Source organism: Diaphorobacter sp. ED-3 (genome assembly GCF_027625375.1).
Lineage (GTDB): Bacteria > Pseudomonadota > Gammaproteobacteria > Burkholderiales > Burkholderiaceae_C > Diaphorobacter > Diaphorobacter nitroreducens.
Genome location: NZ_CP115182.1, coordinates 3,325,107 through 3,346,300 on the forward strand (window position 1 = coordinate 3,325,107; position 21,194 = coordinate 3,346,300).

Sequence of the window (21,194 nt, forward strand, 5' to 3'; positions counted from 1 at the left end):
CTCTCGATAAACTGCCGGCATTGTAGAAAACCGGGCAAGCCCCCACGGCCGTATGCCGGGGCGGCGCCCACCGCGCCATGCCCCTCAAAGACCTGCCGCTGGATGCCCAGCCCCGCGAAAAGCTGCTCGCACGCGGCCCCGCAGCACTGTCCGACGCCGAACTGCTGGCCATCCTGCTGCGCACGGGCCTGGCGGGCAAGGGCGTGCTGCAGCTGGCCCAGGAGCTGCTGGATGATCCCGTGCGCGACCCCGCCACGGGCCGCAGCGCCGGCGGCGGCTTTGGCGGCATTGCCGGGCTGCTGCACGCCAGCAGCCAGGACCTGCAGCGCATCAAGGGCCTGGGCCCCGCCAAGCGCGCCGAGCTGATGGCCGTGCTGGAACTCGCCCGCCGCGCCATGGCCCAGCAGCTGCGCGAGCGCGAGGTGTTCGACTCGCCGCAGGCCGTCCAGCACTACCTGCAGCTGCACCTGGCGGGGCGCACGCACGAGGTGTTCGCCGTGCTGTTCCTGGACAGCGGCAACCGCCTGATCGCCATGGAAGAGCTGTTCCGGGGCACGCTCACGCAGACCTCGGTCTACCCCCGAGAAGTGGTGCTGCGCGCCCTGCACCACCATGCCGCCGCCGTGGTGCTGGCGCACAACCACCCCAGCGGCAGTGTGCAGCCCAGCCGCGCCGACGAGGCGCTGACCCAGACCTTGAAGGCCGCGCTGGCGCTGGTGGACGTGCGCGTGCTCGACCATGTGATCGTGGCGCCAGGCGCGGCCCTGTCCATGGCCGAGCAAGGGCTGGTGTGAGCGCATCGGGGCGCGCGCGGCGCGTACTGGCCCAGGCGCTGCTGCTGGCCATGGCAGGCTGCGCCCCGCTGGCCACGCGCCTGCCGCCCCCGCAGCCGCCGGCCCAGGCCCCGCTGCTGCGGCTCATCGGCACTGCCACCGTGCCGCCGCTCACCCGCTATGGCGGCACCACGGTGGGCGGCCTCTCCGGCATCGACTACAACGCCGCGCAAGACACCTACCTGCTCATCAGCGACGACCGCTCCAGCCATGACCCGGCGCGCATCTACACCGCCCGGCTGCGCTACGACGCCACCGCCCTCGCCCCGCCCGAATTCACCGGCGTGCATACGCTGCTGCATGCCGGCGGCCGGCCCTATGCGCCGTGGCTGAGGGCGCACCCCGGCATGGACGTGCCCGACGCGGAAGCCGTGCGCTGGCTGCCTGGCGGCGCGCAGTTCGTGTGGACCAGCGAGGGCGACTTCAGCCGCGGCTTCGGCCCGCAACTGCGCGTAAGCCGCGCCGACGGCGCGGCCGTGCGCGATGTCGCCCTGCCCGCCCGCTTCACGCCCCAGGCCGGCAGCGGACCGCGCAGCAACGGCACGCTGGAGGGCCTCGCCCTGGCGACCGATGGCCGCACCGCATGGCTGTCCATGGAACTGCCCTGGCGCCAGGACGGCCCCCCTGCTACGCTCGCATCGGGCGGTGCACCAGTGCGCATCACGGCCATCGACCTGGTCAGCGGCCAAGCGCTGCGCCAGATCGCCTACCCGCCCGACGCCGTGCCGCAGGCCCGCCGCCTGCCCTGGGGACCGCAGATGAACGGCGTGAGCGAGATCCTGGCCGACGGTGCGCACCACCTGCTGGTGCTGGAGCGCGCCTACAGCGCCGGCGCCGGGGTTGCCGCGCGGCTGTACCGCATCGACACGCGCGCGGGCAGCGACACGCTGGCGCTGGATGCGCTCACCCCCGCCAACCACCACAGCCCCCCCAAGACCCTGGTGGCCGACTTCGCCGCCCTGGGCCTGGATGTGGACAACCTGGAGGGCATGACCTGGGGCCCGTCCCTGCCCGGCGGTGGCGCAGGCGGCAGCACGGCGGGCAGCTGCGTGCTGGTCTTCGTGAGCGACGACAACTTCAACCCCGCGCAGGTCACGCAGTTCATTGCCGCCGAATACCTGGACCCCCAGGGCGGACATGGACGATGCGGTACAACCACCGCCAGCCCATGAACGCCGCCCTCACCGCCCGTTCCTTCGCCGACCTCAAGCCCCTGCGCCGTGCACTGCAGGAGGCCGCGCAGCAGCGGGCCGAGCGCGAGCGCCTGCGCCGCGAGGCCGAGCGGCACGCGCGCGCCGAGCGCCACCTGTTCGCCGACGCAGTGGGCCCCGTGCAGCCGCTCAAGCGGGGACACGAGCGGCGCTGGTCCACGCCCGAGCCGCCCGAGCCGCTGCCCGTGCAGCGCGCGCTGGACGAAGAGCGCGTGCTGCGCGAGTCGCTGAGCGACGAGTTCGACGTGACCACGCTGCTGGACGTGGACGACCAGCTCAGCTTTCGCCGCCCGGGCATCGGGCTGGACGTGACGCGCAAGCTGCGCGGAGGGCACTGGAGCATCCAGCGCCAGTTGGACCTGCACGGCCTGCGCACCGACGAGGCGCGCGAGGCGCTGGGCGATTTCATCCGCCTGGCGCACCGCACGGGCCTGCGCTGCGTGCGCGTGGTGCATGGCAAGGGGCTGGGGTCGCCGGGCCGCACACCGGTGCTCAAGGGCCGGGTGCAACGCTGGCTGGTGCAAAAGAAAGAGGTGCTGGCCTTCGTGCAGGCGCGGCCGCTGGACGGCGGCGCGGGCGCGCTGGTGGTGCTGCTGCAGCCCGGGCGGCGCAGGCCGGGCGGCTGACGACCAGCACTTCAAGCCAAAACAGCCTTCAGCGCTTATCCATCAAGCGCCAGCAGCTATTGTTTTAGAAGCGAAAGGCCCACGGGGGCGTGCACCACCGTGGGCCCGCCCCCGTGCGGGGGGACGCGCAGCGCTTACTTGGACAGGTCGATCTTGTACTTGGCCATGCCCTTGCCCGAGCCGTCATCGGCCGCGAGCAGCGACACGCCGGCCAGCCCCGCGGCCTGGGCCACGGGCAGCGCGTCCGCGCCGGAGCTGAACACCACGTCGCCCGCGGTCGTCACCTGGGTGAAGCGCCAGCTCTTGGCCGCTCCGTTCGCCACGCGCGTGACCTGCGGGTTCTTGCGCACGTACTCGATGACCACGTCACGGTTGGCATCCGGCGAGGCCCAGATGGTGGCCGAGCCGTCGAGCTTCGGGATGAAGCTCTTGCCGCTGGTGGCGCGGTAGTTGTTGGTGGCGATCACGAACTCCTGCGCCGGGTCGATGGGCTGGCCCTTGTAGGTCAGGCCCTTGATGCGGCTGCCCACGGGCTGCGTCACGTCGATCTCGTACTGCACGTCCGCGGTGGTGAACATGTCGAAGTTGTAGCCGGGGAAGGTGCTGATGAGCGCCTGCTCGCCGGCCTTGGCGGGGTCGATCTGGTTGAAGCGCTTGGCGGCGGCCTCCAGCCAGTCCTTGACGTCGGCGCCGTTCACCTTCACCGCGTACACGGTGTTGGGGTACAGGTACAGGTCGGCCGCGTTGTAGATGGCCAGCGGGCCGGCCGCGACGTCGGTGAAGTCCTTGCCGCCCTGGAAGCCCGACTTGAACGGCGCGCTCACCGACAGCACGGGCAGCTGCGCGTACTGCGGCAGGTTGGCCTGGATGTAGGCCGCCACGTAGGCCTGCTGCGCCTGGTTCACGATCTGGATCGCGCCGGGGTCGCCCACGTCGGCAAACAGCGTGCTCATGCGGAAGTCGGTGTTGCCGATCGGCGTCTTCACGTAGTTGATGGCGGCCTGGTGCTGGCTCTCGATCAACGGTGCCACGGCGGGGTCGGCGGCCACGAATACGTTGGCGCCTGCGGCGTCCTTGGTCTGGATGTTGCGCAGCTCGCTCTTGCTGGCGGCCTTGTCCACGCTCCAGGCCTTGCCGTCCCACTTCAGCGCAAGCTGGATCACGCCCAGCGACTTGCCCCAGGAGCTGGCCATCACAGCAGGCACGCCATTGATGGTGCCGGCCTTGTTGTCCACGCCAGCCTGCGTGAAGGCGGGCTTGGCCGACAGGTCCGGGAACACGCTGTGCTGGTGGCCCATGACCATGGCGTCGATGCCCGGCACCTTGGACAGGTGCAGGCCCGGGTTCTCCATGGTGGGCGAGTAGCTGCTGGCGTCCAGGCCGCCGTGCAGCAGCGCGACGACCAGCTGGGCACCCTTGGCGCGCAGTTCGGGCACGTACTTCTGCGCGGCCTCCACGGCGCCTTCGGTGTAGACCTTGCCCTCCAGGAAGCGCTTGTCCCAGTTCATGATGCCCGGCGTGGTGAAACCGATCACGCCGATCTTGATGGGCAGCTGGACCTCCTTGCCGTCGCTGGACTTGGCCACCAGCGTGCGCTCCAGCACCGTGTAGGGCTGCACCAGGGGCTTCTTGGTCTTGCTGCTGTACACGTTGGCCAGCACGGCGGGATAGCCGTTGCCGGCACATTTCTTGGTGGCGTCCACGCCGTCCACCTCCAGGCCGCCGCCCAGCACCTGGTTCAGGAACGGCAGGCCGTAGTTGAACTCATGGTTGCCCAGCGTGCCCGCGTCAAAGCCTAAAGCGCCCATGGCCTTGTACATGGACAGCTGCTGCGTGCAGGGGATGGGGCTGACCGTGGCCTCGTAGTCGGCCAGGGCCGTGCCCTGGATGGTGTCGCCGTTGTCCACCAGCAGGGTGTTGGCGAACTCCTTGCGCGCGGCGCGCACCAGCGTGGCCGTACGCTCGAAGCCGTAGGTCTTGTCCTCGGCCAGCTTGAAGTAGTCGAAGCTGCGCACGTTGAAGTGCAGATCGGTGGTTTCCAGCACGGCCAGCGTGGCCGTGGCGGGCGTGGCGGCGGAGCTGTCGCCATCGTCGTCGTTGCCGCCGCAGGCGGCCAGCAGCGCGGCACAGGCCAGCGCGCCCAGCGCATGGCGACGGGGGAAAACAAAGGCTAGGCGCGCGGCAAATGGCTGGCCGCGCAAGAAAGTGTCCTGCATGGAAGACCCTGGTGGTGGATAAAACACCAGAGTCTGTGGGCCGGGTTTGACAGGCATGTGACGCCAAGAGTCCGCCTGTCGCATCCGTCTTCACCGCGCTTGCCACAAGCGCCAATAGCTATTGAATCAATAGCTATTTCAACCGCCGCGGTTGCGCATCCAGTCGGCCGTGCCCATGAAGCTCTCGTTCAGGCGCGCGCGCAGGTCGTCGGGCACGTCCACTTCCCCCATGGCCTGGTCCATGCAGGCGACCCACTGGTCCCGCTCCAGGATGCCGATGGAAAACGGCATATGGCGCGCGCGCAAACGCGGGTGGCCGAAGCGGCTCTGGTAATGGTCGGGCCCGCCCAGCCAACCGCAGAGGAACCAGAACAGCTTGTCGCGCGCGTCATCCAGCGTAGTGCCGTGGCTGGCACGCAGCTCGGCGTAGCCGGGCTCCAGGTCCATGAGGTCGTAGAAACGGTCCACCAGTTGGCGGATGCGCGGCTCACCGCCGATCCGCTCGAACGGTGTGGCAGGCGTGGGGGCGGACGGCGCGGGATCAGGTGCTGACATACGCGGCATTGTAGAAAACGGGCCGGCGCCGCTTCCTCGGGGCTGTCAACGCTCGCCGCGCGCCTCGGCCTTGGACTGGCAGGCAATGCAGCGCGCCGCCGCGGGCTGGGCCAGCAGGCGGGCCACGCCCACGGGCTGGCCGCAGTCGGTGCACTCGCCATAGCTGCCGTCGGCCAGGCGTGCCAGGGCCGCGCGCACCGCCACCAGCTCGTCGTGGTCGCGCGTGGCCTCGGCGTCGCGCACGGTGGCTTGCGCCATGCGGTCGGCCTGGTCCTTGCGGTCGTCCAGCCGCTCGGCATCGGCGCGGTTGGTGGCCACGGCCAGCGTGTCGCGCTGGGCCTCGCCCAGTTCGGCCAGCAATTGCTGCTTGCGCTGCTCCAGCGCACCGCGCAGCTGTTCGCGTTGGGAATCGGAGAGAGGGGTGGTGTTCATGGTTTCAGCATGCCACTGGCGATACGGGACATGTTGACACACATCAAGCACCACCCTCCGCGCCACGGCCCGCCGCCTGCCAATGGCGCCACAGCGCCACCGCATCCCATGCCCGGTCGGTGGCCAGGTCCAGCACCTGTGCCTGCTCGTCGGGCGCCAGTGGCTCGGCGCTGTCCTGCTGGCGCGCGAGCACGGCCAGGCTAGCTTCCGACGGGTCGGTGCCGGCCGCGCTGCGGCGCAGCACGCGCTCGCGCAGTTGCTGTGGGTCCGCATGGCAATGCAGGATGGTGAACGGAACGCCCAATTCGCTTGCCAGCGCGCGAAAGGCGTCGCGCTCGCGCCGGTGCAGGAAGGCCGCGTCCACGATCACCGGGTAGCCTGCCTGCAGCACGGCGCGGGCCTGCTGGCGCAGGTGCGCGAAGGTGCGCTGCGAGGCCTCGGGGGTATAGATGTCCACGCCCCGCGCGGCGGAGCGGTCCAGCGCCGCCAGGCCATACAGGCGCTTGCGCTCTACATCCGAGCGCAGGCGCACGGCACCTTGCTCCAGCAGCGCGGCGGCGACGGTGGACTTGCCAGACCCCGACAGTCCGTAGGTGATCAGCAGGCGGGGGGCCAGCGGCGCGGCCAGGCGTTCGGCGCAAGCCAGATAGTCCGGCCCCGATGTCCCCGCCAGACCCTGCGCAGCACGCAGGCGCGCGGCCATGGCCCGCACCAGCGCGCGGTAGACCTCGTAGGGGCGCAGCACGGCCAGGCCGGCATAGTCGCCCGTGACCGCCAGGTAGCCGTCCAGGAAGCGCCAGGCCAGGTCCGACCGGCCATGGGCATGCAGGTCCATGCTGAAGAAACCCGCGTCGGCCAGCGTGTCGATCCAGCGCAGCGGCGGGCTGAACTCGATGCAGTCGAAGGCGGTGAGCGCACCCGCCAGCAGCACCACGTTGCCCAGGTGCAGGTCCCCATGGCCTTCGCGCACATGGCCCGTGGCGTGGCGCACGGCCCAGCACAGGGCCAGCAGGGGCTGGCGCGCGCTGAACCACATGCGCAGCGCCGCCAGCCGCGCGCTCTCGGCTTCGCCGAGCAGCGGCGCCAGCGTGTCCAGCACGCCGGTGATGGCCTGCTCCACCTGCACGGCCGTGCCCCAGCCGCCATCCGGCGGCGCCACCGGCGCGCCGACGTGAAAGCGCGCGAGATGCACGGCAAACGCGTCCACCTGCGCGGGCAGCAGCGCGCCGGCGCGCACCAGGGCGTCGGCCTCGCTGCCCTTGGGAAAGCGGCGCATGCGCAGCACCCAGTCGATAGCGTTGCCGGCTTCCTCCACGCTCCCCAGGCGCGGCGCCTTGGCGCTGCCCACCACCGGCAGTATGTCCCGGTAGAGCATGGGCGCCAGGCGCTGGTTCAGGCGCAGTTCCTCGCCGCAGAAATGGCGCCGCGCCTGCAGCGTGCGGAAATCGGCAAAGGGCAGGTGCAGCGGCTTCTTGAGCTTGTAGGCATGCGTAGGGGTCAGCAGCAGATGCGACAGGTGCGTCTGCACATGCTCCACCGGCCCCCCCTCGGCCACGCCCAGGGCCCGACACAGCGCGGCAGCCAGATCGGCACTCTCGTCTGCGTCAATAAGCAAATTGGCCTCCAGCGCAATACCAGCAAGCGCTGGCAGCTATCAAAATCATTGTTGACGATGGCGCAGCGAGGCGTCCCAGGCCGGGTTGGGCAGGCCCTGGCCGGCGTACTGCTGGTTGCGCGAGTTGGAGCGCCACACGCCGCCGCCCACGCCCACCTGCGGCTGCGTGCGGTACCAGTACCAGCGCCCGTCTTCGTCCTGCGCCAGCCAATCCCAGCCCTCGGGCGCCTGCGACCAGTCGGGTTCCCAATGCGGCGTGTCGTGTTGCGGCATGGCCCTCCTCACTCCTGCGCTGCGCTGCGCAACGTCTGTACCACGGGGCGGCGCAGCACCTCGCGCAAACCCCACCAACCCGCCGCCAGCGCCAGCAGCGCACCCGCCAGCGCACCGGCGATCGGCACCCAGAACTGGGCCGTCCAGCTGAAGTCGAACACATAGCGCGCCAGCGCCCAGCCCACGGCCACGGCCACACAGCTGGCCAGGAAGCCCGCCAGCAGGCCCACGCCGGCCAGTTCGGCACGCTGCACCTGTCGCAGCAGGCTGGCACGCGCGCCCACGGCACGCATGATGGCGAATTCGCGTGCGCGCTCCTCGCGCGTGGCGGTGACGGCCGCGAACAGCACCACCAGCCCAGCCGCCAGCGTGAAGGCAAACAGAAACTCCACCGCGCGGATCACCTGCGCCAGCACCCCTTGCACCTGGGCCAGCGTGGCGCTCATGTCCACGTTGGTGATGTTGGGGAAGGCATGCACCAGCGCGTTGTCAAAGCCCGGCTGCTGCGGCGCGCGGTAGGCGGCCAGGTAGGTGTAGGGCACGTCGGGCATCTGCGCCACCGGGTACATCACGAAGAAATTGGCACGCATGGAACTCCAGTCCACCTGACGCAGGCTGGTGATGCGCGCCTCGCTCTGCACGCCGGCGATGTCAAAACGCAGTCGATCGCCCAGCTTGAGGCCCAGCGTCTTGGCGATACCCTCCTCCACGCTCACGGCGCCGCGCTCGTCGGGGGTCCAGCGCCCGCCCACGATGGGGTTGTGCTCCGGCGCGTCGTGGGCGTTGGAGAGGTTGAACTCACGGTCCACCAGGCGCTTGGCGCGGTCGTCCTCATAGTCGTCCATGCCCACCGGGCGGTCGTTGATGGCCACCAGCCTGCCGCGGAACATGGGGTACCAGTCGTACTGCGCCACGCCAGCCCGCTGCAGCATCTGGCGAAAGGCCTCGGCCTGGTCCGGCAGGATGTTGATCACGAAACGGTTGGGCGCCGTGGCCGGCGTGGCACGCTGCCAGCTGGCGATGAGGTCCGTGCGCAGCAGCACCAGCAGCACCAGCGCCAGCAGCCCCACCGCCAGACTGCTGACCTGCACCACGGCATAGGCGGGGCGCGCGGCGATCTGGCGCGTGGCCAGCACCAGCCAGCGCGGCGCCGTGGTCTCGCGCACACTCTTGCGCAGCAGCCCCACGGCCGCCCAGGCCAGCGCGGCAAACAGCAGCGCGGCTGCGGCAAAACCACCCACGGCGATCGCGCCCAGCTTCCAGTCGCGGCTGACCACCAGCAGCAGCGCCGCAAACCCCGCCACGCCCAGGCCCAGCACAGCCAGGGACGTGGGCCGCACATTCCCCAGGTCACGCCGGATCACGCGCAGCGGCGGCACCTGCGCCAGCTGCAGCACCGGCGGCAGGCCGAAGGCGCACATCAGCGTGAGGCCCACGCCCACGCCGAAGGCCACGGGCCAGAGGCTGGCCGCAGGCAGTGCCGATTCCACCAGCCCCGCAAGCAGCAACACGAACACATGGTGCACCGCAAAGCCCAGCAGCACACCCAGCGCGCTGGCGAACAGGCCGACCAGCGCGAACTCCATCACGTAGGCGCCGGCGATCGTGCGCTGGCTCTGGCCCAGCACGCGCAGCAGCGCGGCGGCGTCCAGATGCTCGTTGGCGAAGCCGCGGGCGGCCAGCGCCACGGCCACGGCCGAGAGCAACGCCGCCAGCAACGCCACGAGGTTCAGGAACTTCTGCGCGCGGTCCAGCGTCTGGCGCATCTCAGGCCTGCCGCTGTCCAGCGACTCCACACGCACGCCGCGCATGCCCGGCTCGGCCGCCGCCGCACTGGCCCAGGCGGTGAAGCGCTTGACGGCGTCCGGTGTGCCGGCCACCGCAAAGCGGTAAGTGATGCGGCTGGCGGGCTGCACCAGCCCGGTAGCGGGCAGATCCATCGCATTGAGCATCACGCGCGGGGCAAAGTTCATGAAGCCCGCCCCGCGGTCGGGCTCCAGCGTGATGATGCGCGTGATGCGCAGTTGCGTGTCCCCCAGCAGCAGGAAGTCACCCAACTGGAGCGCCAACGACTCCAATAGCGGAGCGTCCACCCAAACCTCGCCCTGCGCCGGAATGCTCTGTGTGGGAATGCCGGGGCGCTGCGGGGCGTCCGCCACCTGCAGGCGGCCGCGCAACGGGTAGCCCGGCTCCACGCTCTTGAGCGCCACCAGCCGGCTGGCGCCGCCCTGCAGGTCGGGCGCGCGCCCCATGGTGGGAAAGCTCAGGGTGGTCACGCCCGTCAAACCCAGCGCCCGTGCCTGCTCCACAAACGCGACGGGCGTGGGGTTGTCGCTGGCCACCACTGCGTCGCCGCCCAGCAGTTGCAGTGCGTCGCGCGCCAGGCCACCCTGAAGTCGATCCGCAAAGAAACCCACCGAGGTGAGCGCTGCCACGGCCAGCGTCACGGCGACCATGAGCAGGCGCAACTCGCCCGCGCGCAGATCACGCCAGAGCGTGCGCCAGCCCAGGCGAGCCCATGGCACAGCGATGCGGCCGGTTGGCGAGTCTTGCGAAGATGCGGAGGCGGGGGATGCGGGCATGGCGTGCATCATGCCACCGGCACTATGTGTGCCTCAGTGACCGCCATTGGCCACATAGGGCCCCTTGCGCCGCTACGCAGCGGGTACAGGCGGTGCCTGTGCCAGCTCTGGCTGCAGCACCAGCCGATCCGCCCCGCTGTAGCACAGAAAGCGCCGATTGGTCGCACGTCCGATGGCGCACAGCCCCAGTTGGCTGGCCACCGCATGCCCCATTTGCGTCATGCCGCTGCGCGACACCACGATGGGCACCCCCATCTGGGCGGATTTGATGACCATCTCGCTCGTGAGGCGACCCGTGGTGTAGAACACTTTGTCGCTGCCCTGCATGGCCTCGGCAGGCTGCTGCATCCACATCCAGCCCGCAATGGTGTCAATGGCATTGTGGCGTCCCACGTCCTCCACAAAGACGAGCATCTGCGGCCCCTGGAACAGGGCGCAGCCGTGCACCGAGCCGGCGGACTTGTAGGTGGATTCCTGAAGTCGGATGGCGTTGACGATGCCATACAGCTCGGCCTGCGTCAGTTGCGCGGGAGGCAGGCGTATCCCGGCCACCTCGTCCATCAAGCCGCCGAATACGCTGCCCTGGCCACAGCCGGTGGTGACGACCTTGCGCGCGGTGCGCTCTTCGATGCGTGCGATGCCGCGGCGCGTGGCGACGGCGGCGGCGTTGACCTCCCAGTCCACGGTGATGGACTCGATCTCCTCCACGGAATCCACCAACCGCTGGTTGCGCAGGTATCCCAACACCAGCAGTTCGGGGTGTGCGCCCAGCGTCATCAGCGTGACCAGCTCGCGCCGATCCACGTACACCGTGAGCGGGCGTTCGGCGGGAATGTGCAGCTCTTCGCGCTCGCCTCTTTCGTTGATGGCTTGCACCGCATGGGTGAGCGGCGCAACCGCCTGCGTGAGCCGCGGCACACTGGCATGGCGAGAGAGGGTCTGTGGTTGGGACGTTGGCGTCATGGGTGCAGCGTACACGTAACGACGCCCCGGCGCGCAGAGCGCGGCGGGGCGTGCAGGACAGAGGCCACGGTCACCGGCCCACGGGCCTGCAGGCACCGCGGACTGGCGGCTCGGTCAGCTCTTGGGGGCCGACGCGGCGGCGGCCGGCACGGCCGTGTTGGGGGGGCTGGTGGCCGTGCCCGCAGGCGAGTGAGCACCCGCGGCCTCTAGCGGCTTGGCCTCCGGCGGCGTGTAGCTGAAAGGCCCCGGATCAAGGCACGCGGGGGCAGAAACCGCAGGCGCGGCGTTCGGCGCGGTGCGGCGGTAGTGCGCCACCACGCGGTCCTGTGCCTGACACAGCTTATAGGCGTCCACCTTGCCGGACCATGCGGCCTTGGCGGCGGTCTCTGCCGCCTTGGCCTGTGCCTCGGGCGACAGGGGCGGCAGCTTGGCGGCTGCCACGCCGGCCAACGACGCCAGCGCCAGACCCGCTGTGCAGCGGCGCACGAGAGTTGCTGCAAAAATCATGAGGTTCCTCCTACGGCGGGGTGGGAAGGCGTGGTTTGCGCGGCGGGAGCCGCACCACTGCGCTGTGCGGGAATCTTGCCGCTGCGGACATCGTCGGCCCACAGCTCATGGTGCTCGCGCGCCCAGGCCTCGCTTACGTAACCGGTCTTCATGGCCTTGTAGGCCCCGCGCATGCCGATCGTGCCCATGTAGATGTGACCCAGCAGCAGCGCCATCATCCAGAGGGCCAGCGTGGCGTGCACCATGTGGGCGATCTGCATCTCTCCGCGCAGCAGGCCCCAGCCGGGGATCAACTTGTCGAGCACCAGGCCCGACAGCACAACAAACACGCCGGGAATAGTGATGCCCCACCAGAACATGCCCTTCTCGCCTGCGTTGAAGCGGTGCGACGGCACTTCCTTGTGGGTGAACATGCCACCTGCCTTGGACAGCCAGACGAAGTCCGCGCGGTTGGCGATGTTGTCCTTGATGAAAGTGACGATGATCACCGTGAGCGACACGGCGAACAGCGGGCCCATGAAGTTGTGCACGTTCTTCGCCGCGTACGCCAGCCAGCCGAAGAGCTGTGCGCCCAGCACGGGCAGCAGGAAGAACTTGCCGAACGCCATCAGGATGCCCGTGATGGCCAGCGTGACGAACGCAATCGCATTGGACCAGTGCGCCGCGCGCTCGAAGGGCGTGAAGCGCTCGATCCGGCGACCGCCAGCCTCGGCATCCGCGTGGCCCAGGGTGCCCTTGGTCACAAAGAAGATGGCCAGCGCCAGCACGGTGATGCCCAGCAAGGCCGCGCCGTAGGGAATGATCCAGTTATTGCGCACCTCGCGCCACGCCTGGCCTGCCGTGGTGTAGCGCGAGCCGGGGTATTGCGCGAACGGCTGGATCAGGTTGCCGGCCTCAGGGGCCTGGCTCGCCGGCAGGCTGCTGTAGCCCGTCACCCCATCTCGCACCTGCCGCCACATGGGCGCGTTGTTGCCCGGCTGAACCTTGGCACGCTCACCGTTGGTCTGCTGGGCGTAGCCCGGCTCCTCACTGGCATCGGGCTTCACGTCGAAGATGTTCTGGCTTTTGACGGCACCAACCGCCGCCGGCACAGGGGCAGCGTCTGCCGCCGCGGGCGCTGCCGCGTCGCTGGCGGGCGCCGCCGGGGCCTGCGCCCACGCGGCACCGCTGGCAAGCAGCAATGCACACAAGAGGTGTTTCATGGCAGACCTCGCATCACCGCACGCGGTTGTATTCGTTTTGGCCGTACTGCATGCGGGTCTTGAGCTTTTGCTCCCAGCTGCCCGCATCGCCCGCCTTCCAGTCGGGAGAAGTGAAGTTGCTGCCCGTGCCCGCGTAGGGCGGTGCGTCGTACTTCACACCGCCGCCGGTCTGCGGTTTTTCGCCGCAGGCCGTCAGGGCCACGGCTGCGCCCAGGGCGCCTAGAACATGCCATGCACGCGTCTTCATGACTTTGCTCCCGCCGGCGGCTGGCCGGCCTGCTTGGAACCATAGGCCGTGCCCCAGCCCCACACCTCGGCACCCTTGCCCCGCTGGACCACGCGGGTGCGGAAGATGTCGGCGACCACGTCGCCGTCACCGGCCAGCAGCGCCTTGGTGGAGCACATTTCGGCACAGGCGGGCAGCTTGCCCTCGGCCAGGCGGTTGCGTCCGTACTTCTCGAACTCGGCCTGGCTGCCGTGCTCCTCGGGACCACCGGCACAGAAGGTGCACTTGTCCATCTTGCCGCGCACACCAAAAGTGCCCTGCGAGGGGAACTGCGGCGCACCGAACGGGCATGCATAGCTGCAATAGCCACAGCCGATGCAGACATCCTTATCGTGCAGCACCACACCTTCTTCGGTGCGGTAGAAGCAGTTCACGGGGCACACCGCCATGCAAGGCGCATCGCTGCAGTGCATGCAGGCGACCGAGATGGACTTTTCACCGGGCACGCCGTCATTCAGGGTCACCACGCGGCGGCGGTTCACACCCCAGGGCACTTCATGCTCGTTCTTGCACGCTGTCACGCAGCTGTTGCATTCGATGCAGCGCTCTGCATCACAGATAAATTTCATGCGGGCCATTGCGGTCTCCTCACGCAGCTTCCACGTTGCAGATCGTGGTCTTGGATTCTTGCATCATGGTCACGCTGTCGTAGCCATACGTTGTCGCGGTGTTCACGGCCTCGCCACGCACCACAGGCGCTGCGCCCTTGGGGTAGTGCGCCAGCATGTCGGCGCCTTGCCAGCGGCCGGAGAAGTGGAATGGCATCCACACGGTGTCGGGCGCTACGCGCTCGGTGACCAGGGCCTGCACATTCAGGCGTGCGCCGGTGGGCGAGCTGAGCCACACGCGGCTGCCGTTGCGAATGCCACGGTCGGCAGCGGTCTTGGGGTTGATTTCCACGAACGCTTCCTGCTGCAACTCGGCCAGCCAGGGGTTGGAGCGGGTTTCTTCACCACCGCCTTCGTACTCGACCAGGCGGCCCGACGTCAGGATGAGCGGGAACTTCTCGTACACCTTGTCCGCCATGTTCTTGTCCTGCACCGTCTTGTACAGCGTGGGCAGGCGCCAGAAAGCCTTCTTGTCCTCGTGCGTGGGGTACTTGGCCACCAGATCGGGACGCGTGCCATAGATGGGCTCGCGGTGCTGGGGAATCGCATCGGGGAAGTTCCACACCACGGCCCGCGCCTTGGCGTTGCCAAAGGGATGGCAACCATGGTTCTTCATGACCACGCGGATGATGCCACCCGAGGGGTCGGTCTTCCAGTTCTTGCCTTCGGCCGCCGTCTTCTCGGCGTCGGTCAACTCGTCCCACCAGCCCAGCTTCTTGAGCAGCACGTGGTCAAACTCGGGGTAGCCGGTGGTGATGTCTGCGCCCAGTGAGTGCGATCCATCCTCGGCCAGCAGGTTCTCGCCATTGCGCTCCACGCCGAAGTTGGCGCGGAAGTTACCGCCACCGTCCATGACGTGCTTGGATGTGTCGTACAGGTTGGCCGTGCCTGGGTGCTTGAGCTCGGGCGTGCCGTAGCAGGGCCATGGCAGGCCGAAGTAGTCACCTGCAAAGTCGTAGCCGGTTTCCTTGTCCTTGCCGCCCTTGGCCTTGAGGGTCTTCACGTCGAACACATGCATGTTCTTCATGTGGGCCTTCAGGCGCTCCGGACTCTGGCCGGTGTAGCCAATGGTCCAGACACAGCGGTTGATCTCGCGCAGGATGTCCTCGGGCACGGGTTCGTCCATGCCCTTGACCTTCTGCATCTGGTAGTTCTTGACCAGTTCCTTGTCGAAGCCAAGCTTCTGTGCAAACTGGTACATGATCATGTGGTCACTGCGGCTTTCCCACAGCGGCTCGATGACCTTTTCGCGCCACTGCAGCGAGCGGTTGGATGCCGTGGCCGAACCACTGGTTTCAAACTGGGTGCAGGCCGGCAGCAGGTACACGGCCCGGTTGGGATTCAGATCCTCTGGCTTGCCGGGCATGGCCGCCATGGCCGCCGTGGCCGACGGATAGGGATCAACCACCACCAGCAGGTCCAGCTTGTCCATCGCGCGCTTCATCTCCAGGCCGCGCGTCTGCGAGTTGGGCGCATGGCCCCAGTAGAAGACACCGCGCAGGTTGGAATCCTGGTCGATGAGCTCGTTCTTCTCCAACACGCCGTCGATCCAGCGCGAGACGGTGATGCCGTTCTTGCTCATCATGGCGGGCGATGCGTAGCGGCCCTTGATCCACTCGAAGTCGACCCCCCAGGCGTTGGCAAAGTGCTTCCACGAGCCTTCGGCCAGGCCGTAGTAGCCTGGCAGGGAGTCAGGATTGGGGCCAACGTCAGTCGCGCCTTGCACGTTGTCGTGGCCACGGAAGATGTTGGTACCACCACCGCTCTTGCCCACGTTGCCCAGGGCCAACTGCAAGATGCAGGAGGCACGCACCATGGCATTGCCGATGGAATGCTGCGTCTGGCCCATGCACCACACGATGGTGCCGGGGCGGCTGTCGGCCAGCATCTTGGCAACCTTGAACATCTGTTCTTCTTTGACGCCGCAGGCCTCTTCCACCTTGTCGGGTGTCCACTTGGCCATGACCTCGTCGCGCACCTTTTCCATGCCGTAGACACGGTCGTGGATGTACTTCTTGTCTTCCCAGCCGTTCTTGAAGATGTGATAGACCAGACCGAACAGGAAGGGAATGTCGGTGCCCGAGCGGATGCGCACGTACTCGTCGGCCTTGGCAGCGGTGCGGGTGAAGCGTGGGTCTACCACGATCATCTTGCAGCCGGTTTCCTTGGCATGCAGCATGTGCAACATGCTCACGGGGTGGGCTTCAGCCGCGTTGGAGCCGATGTACAGAGCGACCTTGCTGTTTTGCATGTCGTTGTACGAATTGGTCATGGCGCCGTAGCCCCAGGTGTTGGCCACACCCGCCACGGTGGTCGAGTGGCAAATGCGCGCCTGGTGATCGCAGTTGTTGGTGCCCCAGAAGCTCACGAACTTGCGCAGCAGGTAGGCCTGTTCGTTGCTGTGCTTGGAAGAGCCGATGAAGTACACGCTGTCAGGGCCACTGGCCTTGCGCAGTTCCAGCATCTTGGCGGAGATTTCGGTCAGGGCCGTATCCCAGCTGATGCGCTCGTACTTGCCGTTGACCAGCTTCATGGGGTAGCGCAGGCGGTACTCGCCGTGGCCGTGCTCGCGCACTGACGCCCCCTTGGCGCAGTGGGCGCCCAGGTTGATGGGCGAGTCAAACACCGGTTCCTGGCGCACCCAGATGCCGTTCTCGACCACGGCATCCACAGCACAGCCCACCGAGCAATGGGTGCACACGGTGCGGCGCACTTCGATCTTGCTGTCGCCCAGGCCCACCTTGGCGCCTTCAGCCGCTTGCGACTTCTTGACCAGGGTAAGTTGCGAGGCTGCAATGCCAACGCCTACCCCCAGGCCCGAGCGGCGCAGGAACGCGCGGCGGTCCATGGTGGGCAGCGCCTGCGAGAGTCCGCGCCGCAAGCTGTGCACGAAAGAGGAAGAGGCCTGTGCACCTTGCGGCGCATGGGAAGATTTTTTAGTCAGCAACATGGCGAACCCCGCTGTGCCGCATCAGATGCGGGTGGTGTTGTAGTAGTGGCGGACATGGTCCGATTCATGGTAGCCGCCGCCCCGCTCGGGGGTAGGGCGCTGGGCCTGTTCCACCACAGCCTGCGGGGTGGTCACCATGCGCGCAAGCACGGCCACGGAAGCGGCTGCGGCACCGACGGTGGCAGCACCTGCAAAGAAACGACGACGGGAAGGGGTGGGCTGGCGGTCCTGCATTTTTGTCTCCAGGAATGCTGGCAAGAAAACGGAAAAAATCGCGGCGTATGAAGCCGCATGCATACAGTCTATGACATTGGTCACAATGCGGCAACGTCACCCGAGGACCGGGCTCGCCTTTGGCGATGGGCCTGCTGCACCGTTGCACGTTCCGCGCTAGGTGCGGCGCCGCGCTTACTCGAGCATGTCGAAGCCCTGCGACTCCACTGCCACGAAGGCGCGCGTGAACCGCGCCAGGACGGCGTAAAAGCGCGCCCGCGGCTGCTGCTCCAGCACATCACACAACTGCAGCACCCAGGGCTGGATATGCGCGGCAAAGAAGGTGCGCTGCGACTCCAGGTGGCACACGCCCCCATCGTCACCGGCGATCAGGTAGCGCATCACCTCGCACAGGTAGGCGATGTGATCCTCGGTATCGGGCATGTCCTCCCGGGCGGCCAGGCCCAAGCGCTGCAGGTCGGTGCGCAGCCGCGCCAGGGGCTTCTCGTTCAAGAAGCCGCTGAGGTAGTGAGAGCCGTACAGGAACACCTCGGGCTTGCCTACGCCGCCGAAGAGCGCGTCGTACTCGTCGGCCACCGCGCCGTCCGTCAGCTCTCGTGCCACGGCCACGAGCTGCTGCCAAGGCTCCTGCAGAAAGGCGCCGCTGGCGGGCGCCTCGGTCACCGCGACGCGCAACGCATCCAGCAGGGCCGGATCGGGCGAGGCGTAGTACAGCTGGGCCAACAGGCCGTACAACTCTGCGCGCGCGGTTTCCTCATCCAGCGCGGAGGTGGTGGCCGGGGCGGAGAGGTGGGCTGTGGTGGGGCTGCTCACAGGTCGGTCACTTTCGCTTCGTTCTGGGCGGAGTACAGGTCAATCACGCGGCAGTCGCCGCACATCTTGAGGCGTTCCAGCGCCTCACCCTGGAACATCGGGTGGTCGGCCAGCCTGCCCAGCATGGCCTCGATGGCCTGCAACGTGCCGAAAGGCTTGCCGCAGCGGATGCAGCCGTAGGGCTGGGTCTCGTTCAGCACGCGCGGCTGGCCGCGCTCCGGCGTGAGCAGCATGCGCGGCTGCAGCGCGATGGCGTTTTCGGGGCAAGTGCGCTCGCACAGGCCGCATTGCACGCAATTCTGCTCAGTGAAGCGCAGTTGCGGTGCCTGCGGATTGTCCTGCAGCGCGCCGGCGGGGCAGGCGCTCACGCAGCTGAGGCACAGGGTGCAGCGGTCCTTGTCCACGACCACCGTACCCCACGGAGATGGCCCTTTGGGTAGCGCAATGGCCTCGGGCAACTCGCGCGCGGGGGCATTGGTCACCAGATGATCCAGCGCCAGCTCCAGCGTGGCGCGCTTGTCATTGGTCGGCGTGAAGCGGGCGGCCTGCGCCGGTACGCTGCCGCACGCGCCGCCGATCGCGCGCAGCCCCGCATCCAGATCGGTCGCGGAGCGCGCATGCACGCAATGCAGATGCGTGCCCGTATAGCCCAGGCCGTGCAACAACGCCTGCGCCACCGCCATCTGCGACTGCAGGCCTTCCACGTACTGCGGTGCCTCGTCCCCCGTGAACAGCACCGCCACCTGTGTCGCCCCCTGCGCGATGGCACTGAGCCACAGATCGATACCGACACTGGCTGTATGCCACAGCGCCACGGGGATCATGTGCGCGGGCACGCCCTGGGCCACGCCCAACTGGGCCGCGCGTCCCAGTTCATGCACGAGCTGCTGCCCGCTCTCCTGGCTGTGCAGCAGCAGGCTGGGCTGTCGGCCGCCGGCCTGGGCGTAAGTGGACAGCAGGGTACGGATGCGCGTGCCCATGTCCTGCGCGGACGGGTAGGTATAGCCCATGGCGCCCGTGGGGCAGACCGTGGTGCAGGCGCCGCAGCCCACGCACAGGTGTGGATTGACCACCACCTGCTGGCGCACGGGGTCGCTGCTGATGGCCTCGGCCGAGCAGATGTCCACGCAGGCATTGCAGCCCACCCCACGGTTGCGGCTGTGGGCGCAGAGCTTGTGGCGGTAGCTGAAAAACTTGGGCTTCTCGAATTCACCCACCAGGTCGCGCAGGCGCAGCAGCGCCTGCAGGTCGTGCCCGTCCCAGCGGAAGTACCCCTGCGGCAGCGCGTGCTGCAAAAAGGTGGGCCCGGCGCCGGCAGGACGCAGGTCCAGCACCAGATCAAAGTCCTGCGACTGCACCTCGGCCTCGCGCTCGAAGCGGATGGCACCCGCCACCACGCAGACCTTCACGCAATCGCGGTGGCCGGTACAAGCCGTCATGTCAATCTGGTAATCGAGCCCGATGGCGTTCTCGGGGCAGGCGGTCACGCAGGCATTGCAGCGCGTGCACAGGTCCAGGTCGATGGGGTTGTCCGCCGTCCATTGCAGCGCAAATCGCCCCAGCCAACCCTTGAGTGACACAACGCGCCCGCCCAGCACGGGAAAGCGCCGCTCTTGCCGGCCACCGGCATCACCGGGGCCTTGCGCGAACAGCGTCACGTCCAGCACGTCGGCCAGCAGCGTGGCCGCACGCTCGGCGGCATCCAGCGCGCCGATGATCAGCAGACGTCCACCACTGCGAAAGCTCACGGTGGGCACAGGCTCGGGCTCTGGCAGATGGGCCGCCGCCAGCAACGCAGCGATCTTGGGGCCGGCCTGGCGCGCATCGCGGCTCCAGCCGCCAGTCTCGCGAATGTTGACGAAGCGCAGGGGCGAAGTGGCCCCTTCGGTCTGCTCGGCCAGTTCGGTGAACAGGCGTTGTTCCTGGGTGCAGGCGACAAGCACCGTCTCGCCGCTGCGCACGGCCTGCTGGAAGGCGCCGGCCTCGCGGCGGCACAGGGTGGAGTGGAGCGTCAGCTCCTCATGCAGAGCCGTTCCCAGTGCCCTGGGGTCCAGAGGCATGGTCCGGTTGCAATCGCATATCAGCGTCTTGGGCATCGGGTAGGTGGCTGGCGGGCGCGGTCTGCTGCGGTGCAGCATCCGGCGCCTGCGGGCTAGGAATGGCGTTGCATACGCCGGACTGTGCCACATCGAGGTCGCCCGCGGCCTGCGGCGTCGCGATCACCCCAGCACCCTGGCTGGCCTTTGCCGCGCTGGCGCGCTCCTGCGGCGCGTCCTCCTGCACCAGTCCCAGCACCTTGGCGCTGGCGAGCTGGCGCAGCGTGCTCAGCGGCAGCGGCGTGGGCTGGGTGTAGTCGTCGATATAGACATCCAGCCCGTCCATCACATTGAAGTGCGGGTCGCTGAACAGCTTCTTCATGGCGGCGTTGCGAACCTCCGGCGCCACGCCGCGCGTCACGAAACTGGAGAAGTCGGACTCTGGCGTGAGCGCCTGCACGTCCTGCAGCGTAGGCAACGGCCGCGCTGCGGCTGCCGGTTGCGCTGCTGGCTGTGCGGTGAGTTGCTGCACGGGTGCCGCAGGTGCTTCACGCTGCGGCGGCAGATCGGGCGCCGCAGCAACCTCCACCTCGGTCTGGGAAGCGGTTTCGGGGTCTCGCGCCTCCTGCTTGCGCCGCGACCAGCGGCCCAGGAAGCCCTCAGCCATGACCGCCCTCGCCTTCTGCCGGCGCGCCACCGCCACCGCCGCCTCCGCGCGTCTTGCCCGTGGAGATGGAAGCGGGGTTGCCGAACCGGTCGGTCAGTGGGCGGAAGCTCTCGGGCCGGCGGCGGCGCTTGGGCTCGGGCTGGTAGTGCTCCGTCACGAAGGCCTGAAGCCATTCGCGCACCGGGCCGGGCGCGGGCACCTGGTCCACGTTTTCCTGCGCATCCAGCCATCGGCCCGCATCGTGGTAGCTCAGGCTCACATCGACCGGACGCGCCAGCTGGTGCCCGTCCGCGCCGGGCTCCTCGTCCATGCGCCAGTGCACGAACCAACAGGGCTCGGGCGCGCTCAGATTGAGGTGGTAGCCCTCGATATCGTCGCGGAACAGCTCCACGGCGAAACCGGGGAACAGCCAGTGCTCCTCGGCCTCGCTCTGGCGCAACAGGCGGGGCGTGGTGCCAAACACGTCTTCATGCGGCACGACCTCGCCCAGGGACCAGCGCCAGGGCTGCCAGCGGTTGTTCAGGTGCTCGCGGCGCATGACCACAGCAACGGAGATAAAGGGGCGGGAGGACATGCGCGCCACTG

The 21,194-nt window shown here is 68.3% G+C and carries 20 protein-coding genes; 3 read left to right on the plus strand and 17 right to left on the minus strand.

From position 1 onward, the window contains the following. Nucleotides 1-77: 77 nt before the first annotated feature. Genes radC through PCQ86_RS16160 form a run of 3 tightly spaced genes read left to right on the plus strand, consistent with a single transcriptional unit; the run spans nucleotide 78 to nucleotide 2,670 of the window. Nucleotides 78-794 (plus strand): RadC family protein, encoded by a 717-nt coding sequence (gene radC, locus PCQ86_RS16150; RefSeq protein ID WP_015914096.1) that lies wholly within the window; start codon nucleotides 78-80, stop codon nucleotides 792-794. After that, a complete protein-coding gene (locus PCQ86_RS16155; protein WP_270174199.1) occupies nucleotides 791-2,005 on the plus strand; it encodes an esterase-like activity of phytase family protein in 1,215 nt (404 codons plus the stop codon). The genes radC and PCQ86_RS16155 overlap by 4 nt, the downstream gene beginning before the upstream one ends. After that, the gene (locus tag PCQ86_RS16160; RefSeq protein WP_270174200.1) at nucleotides 2,002-2,670 is read left to right on the plus strand and encodes a Smr/MutS family protein; all 669 of its coding nucleotides are present in this window, start codon (nucleotides 2,002-2,004) and stop codon (nucleotides 2,668-2,670) included. The genes PCQ86_RS16155 and PCQ86_RS16160 overlap by 4 nt, the downstream gene beginning before the upstream one ends. Nucleotides 2,671-2,804: 134 nt before the next feature. On the opposite strand, the gene PCQ86_RS16165 is transcribed toward PCQ86_RS16160, so the two are convergent. The 17 genes from PCQ86_RS16165 to PCQ86_RS16245 form a co-directional block, all read right to left on the minus strand. After that, nucleotides 2,805-4,886 (minus strand): bifunctional 2',3'-cyclic-nucleotide 2'-phosphodiesterase/3'-nucleotidase, encoded by a 2,082-nt coding sequence (locus PCQ86_RS16165; protein ID WP_270174201.1) that lies wholly within the window; start codon nucleotides 4,884-4,886, stop codon nucleotides 2,805-2,807. Between the two features lie 138 nt (nucleotides 4,887-5,024). Continuing rightward, a complete protein-coding gene (locus PCQ86_RS16170) occupies nucleotides 5,025-5,450 on the minus strand; it encodes a group II truncated hemoglobin (protein WP_011806554.1) in 426 nt (141 codons plus the stop codon). Nucleotides 5,451-5,486: 36 nt separating this feature from the next. Then, nucleotides 5,487-5,873 carry a TraR/DksA family transcriptional regulator gene (locus tag PCQ86_RS16175; RefSeq protein ID WP_015914101.1) on the minus strand — a complete coding sequence of 129 codons (387 nt, stop codon included), beginning with the start codon at nucleotides 5,871-5,873 and terminating at the stop codon, nucleotides 5,487-5,489. Nucleotides 5,874-5,916: 43 nt separating this feature from the next. Beyond that, entirely contained in the window at nucleotides 5,917-7,488 is a 1,572-nt protein-coding gene (locus PCQ86_RS16180) for a bifunctional aminoglycoside phosphotransferase/ATP-binding protein (RefSeq protein WP_270174202.1), read from the minus strand. 45 nt (nucleotides 7,489-7,533) lie between these two features. Continuing rightward, on the minus strand, nucleotides 7,534-7,761 hold the full coding sequence (locus PCQ86_RS16185) for a hypothetical protein (protein ID WP_015914103.1): 228 nt from the start codon (nucleotides 7,759-7,761) through the stop codon (nucleotides 7,534-7,536). Nucleotides 7,762-7,769: 8 nt separating this feature from the next. Further along, a complete protein-coding gene (locus PCQ86_RS16190) occupies nucleotides 7,770-10,343 on the minus strand; it encodes an ABC transporter permease (protein ID WP_270174203.1) in 2,574 nt (857 codons plus the stop codon). A gap of 72 nt (nucleotides 10,344-10,415) precedes the next feature. Beyond that, a complete protein-coding gene (locus tag PCQ86_RS16195) occupies nucleotides 10,416-11,306 on the minus strand; it encodes a formate dehydrogenase accessory sulfurtransferase FdhD (RefSeq protein ID WP_015914105.1) in 891 nt (296 codons plus the stop codon). 114 nt (nucleotides 11,307-11,420) lie between these two features. After that, a complete protein-coding gene (locus tag PCQ86_RS16200) occupies nucleotides 11,421-11,813 on the minus strand; it encodes a hypothetical protein (RefSeq protein WP_015914106.1) in 393 nt (130 codons plus the stop codon). Beyond that, complete coding sequence (locus PCQ86_RS16205) at nucleotides 11,810-13,015, minus strand: formate dehydrogenase subunit gamma (RefSeq protein ID WP_270174204.1); 1,206 nt, start codon at nucleotides 13,013-13,015, stop codon at nucleotides 11,810-11,812. Before PCQ86_RS16205 ends, PCQ86_RS16200 begins: the two co-directional genes overlap by 4 nt. 13 nt (nucleotides 13,016-13,028) lie before the next feature. Continuing rightward, complete coding sequence (locus PCQ86_RS16210) at nucleotides 13,029-13,262, minus strand: lipoprotein (RefSeq protein ID WP_047349804.1); 234 nt, start codon at nucleotides 13,260-13,262, stop codon at nucleotides 13,029-13,031. Continuing rightward, complete coding sequence (fdh3B, locus tag PCQ86_RS16215) at nucleotides 13,259-13,879, minus strand: formate dehydrogenase FDH3 subunit beta (protein ID WP_011806563.1); 621 nt, start codon at nucleotides 13,877-13,879, stop codon at nucleotides 13,259-13,261. The genes PCQ86_RS16210 and fdh3B overlap by 4 nt, the downstream gene beginning before the upstream one ends. Before the next feature lie 10 nt (nucleotides 13,880-13,889). Continuing rightward, a complete protein-coding gene (locus tag PCQ86_RS16220; protein ID WP_270174205.1) occupies nucleotides 13,890-16,859 on the minus strand; it encodes a formate dehydrogenase subunit alpha in 2,970 nt (989 codons plus the stop codon). A gap of 21 nt (nucleotides 16,860-16,880) precedes the next feature. Further along, nucleotides 16,881-17,093, minus strand: a complete 213-nt coding sequence (locus PCQ86_RS16225; protein ID WP_103737094.1) for a formate dehydrogenase — start codon at nucleotides 17,091-17,093, stop codon at nucleotides 16,881-16,883. A gap of 174 nt (nucleotides 17,094-17,267) precedes the next feature. Continuing rightward, the gene (locus PCQ86_RS16230) at nucleotides 17,268-17,906 is read right to left on the minus strand and encodes a TorD/DmsD family molecular chaperone (protein ID WP_270174206.1); all 639 of its coding nucleotides are present in this window, start codon (nucleotides 17,904-17,906) and stop codon (nucleotides 17,268-17,270) included. Beyond that, nucleotides 17,903-19,966 carry a 4Fe-4S dicluster domain-containing protein gene (locus PCQ86_RS16235; protein ID WP_270174207.1) on the minus strand — a complete coding sequence of 688 codons (2,064 nt, stop codon included), beginning with the start codon at nucleotides 19,964-19,966 and terminating at the stop codon, nucleotides 17,903-17,905. The genes PCQ86_RS16230 and PCQ86_RS16235 overlap by 4 nt, the downstream gene beginning before the upstream one ends. Next, a complete protein-coding gene (locus PCQ86_RS16240; RefSeq protein ID WP_011806568.1) occupies nucleotides 19,926-20,609 on the minus strand; it encodes a DUF3306 domain-containing protein in 684 nt (227 codons plus the stop codon). Before PCQ86_RS16240 ends, PCQ86_RS16235 begins: the two co-directional genes overlap by 41 nt. After that, nucleotides 20,602-21,183 (minus strand): DUF3305 domain-containing protein, encoded by a 582-nt coding sequence (locus PCQ86_RS16245; protein ID WP_047349800.1) that lies wholly within the window; start codon nucleotides 21,181-21,183, stop codon nucleotides 20,602-20,604. Before PCQ86_RS16245 ends, PCQ86_RS16240 begins: the two co-directional genes overlap by 8 nt. Nucleotides 21,184-21,194 lie beyond the last annotated feature (11 nt).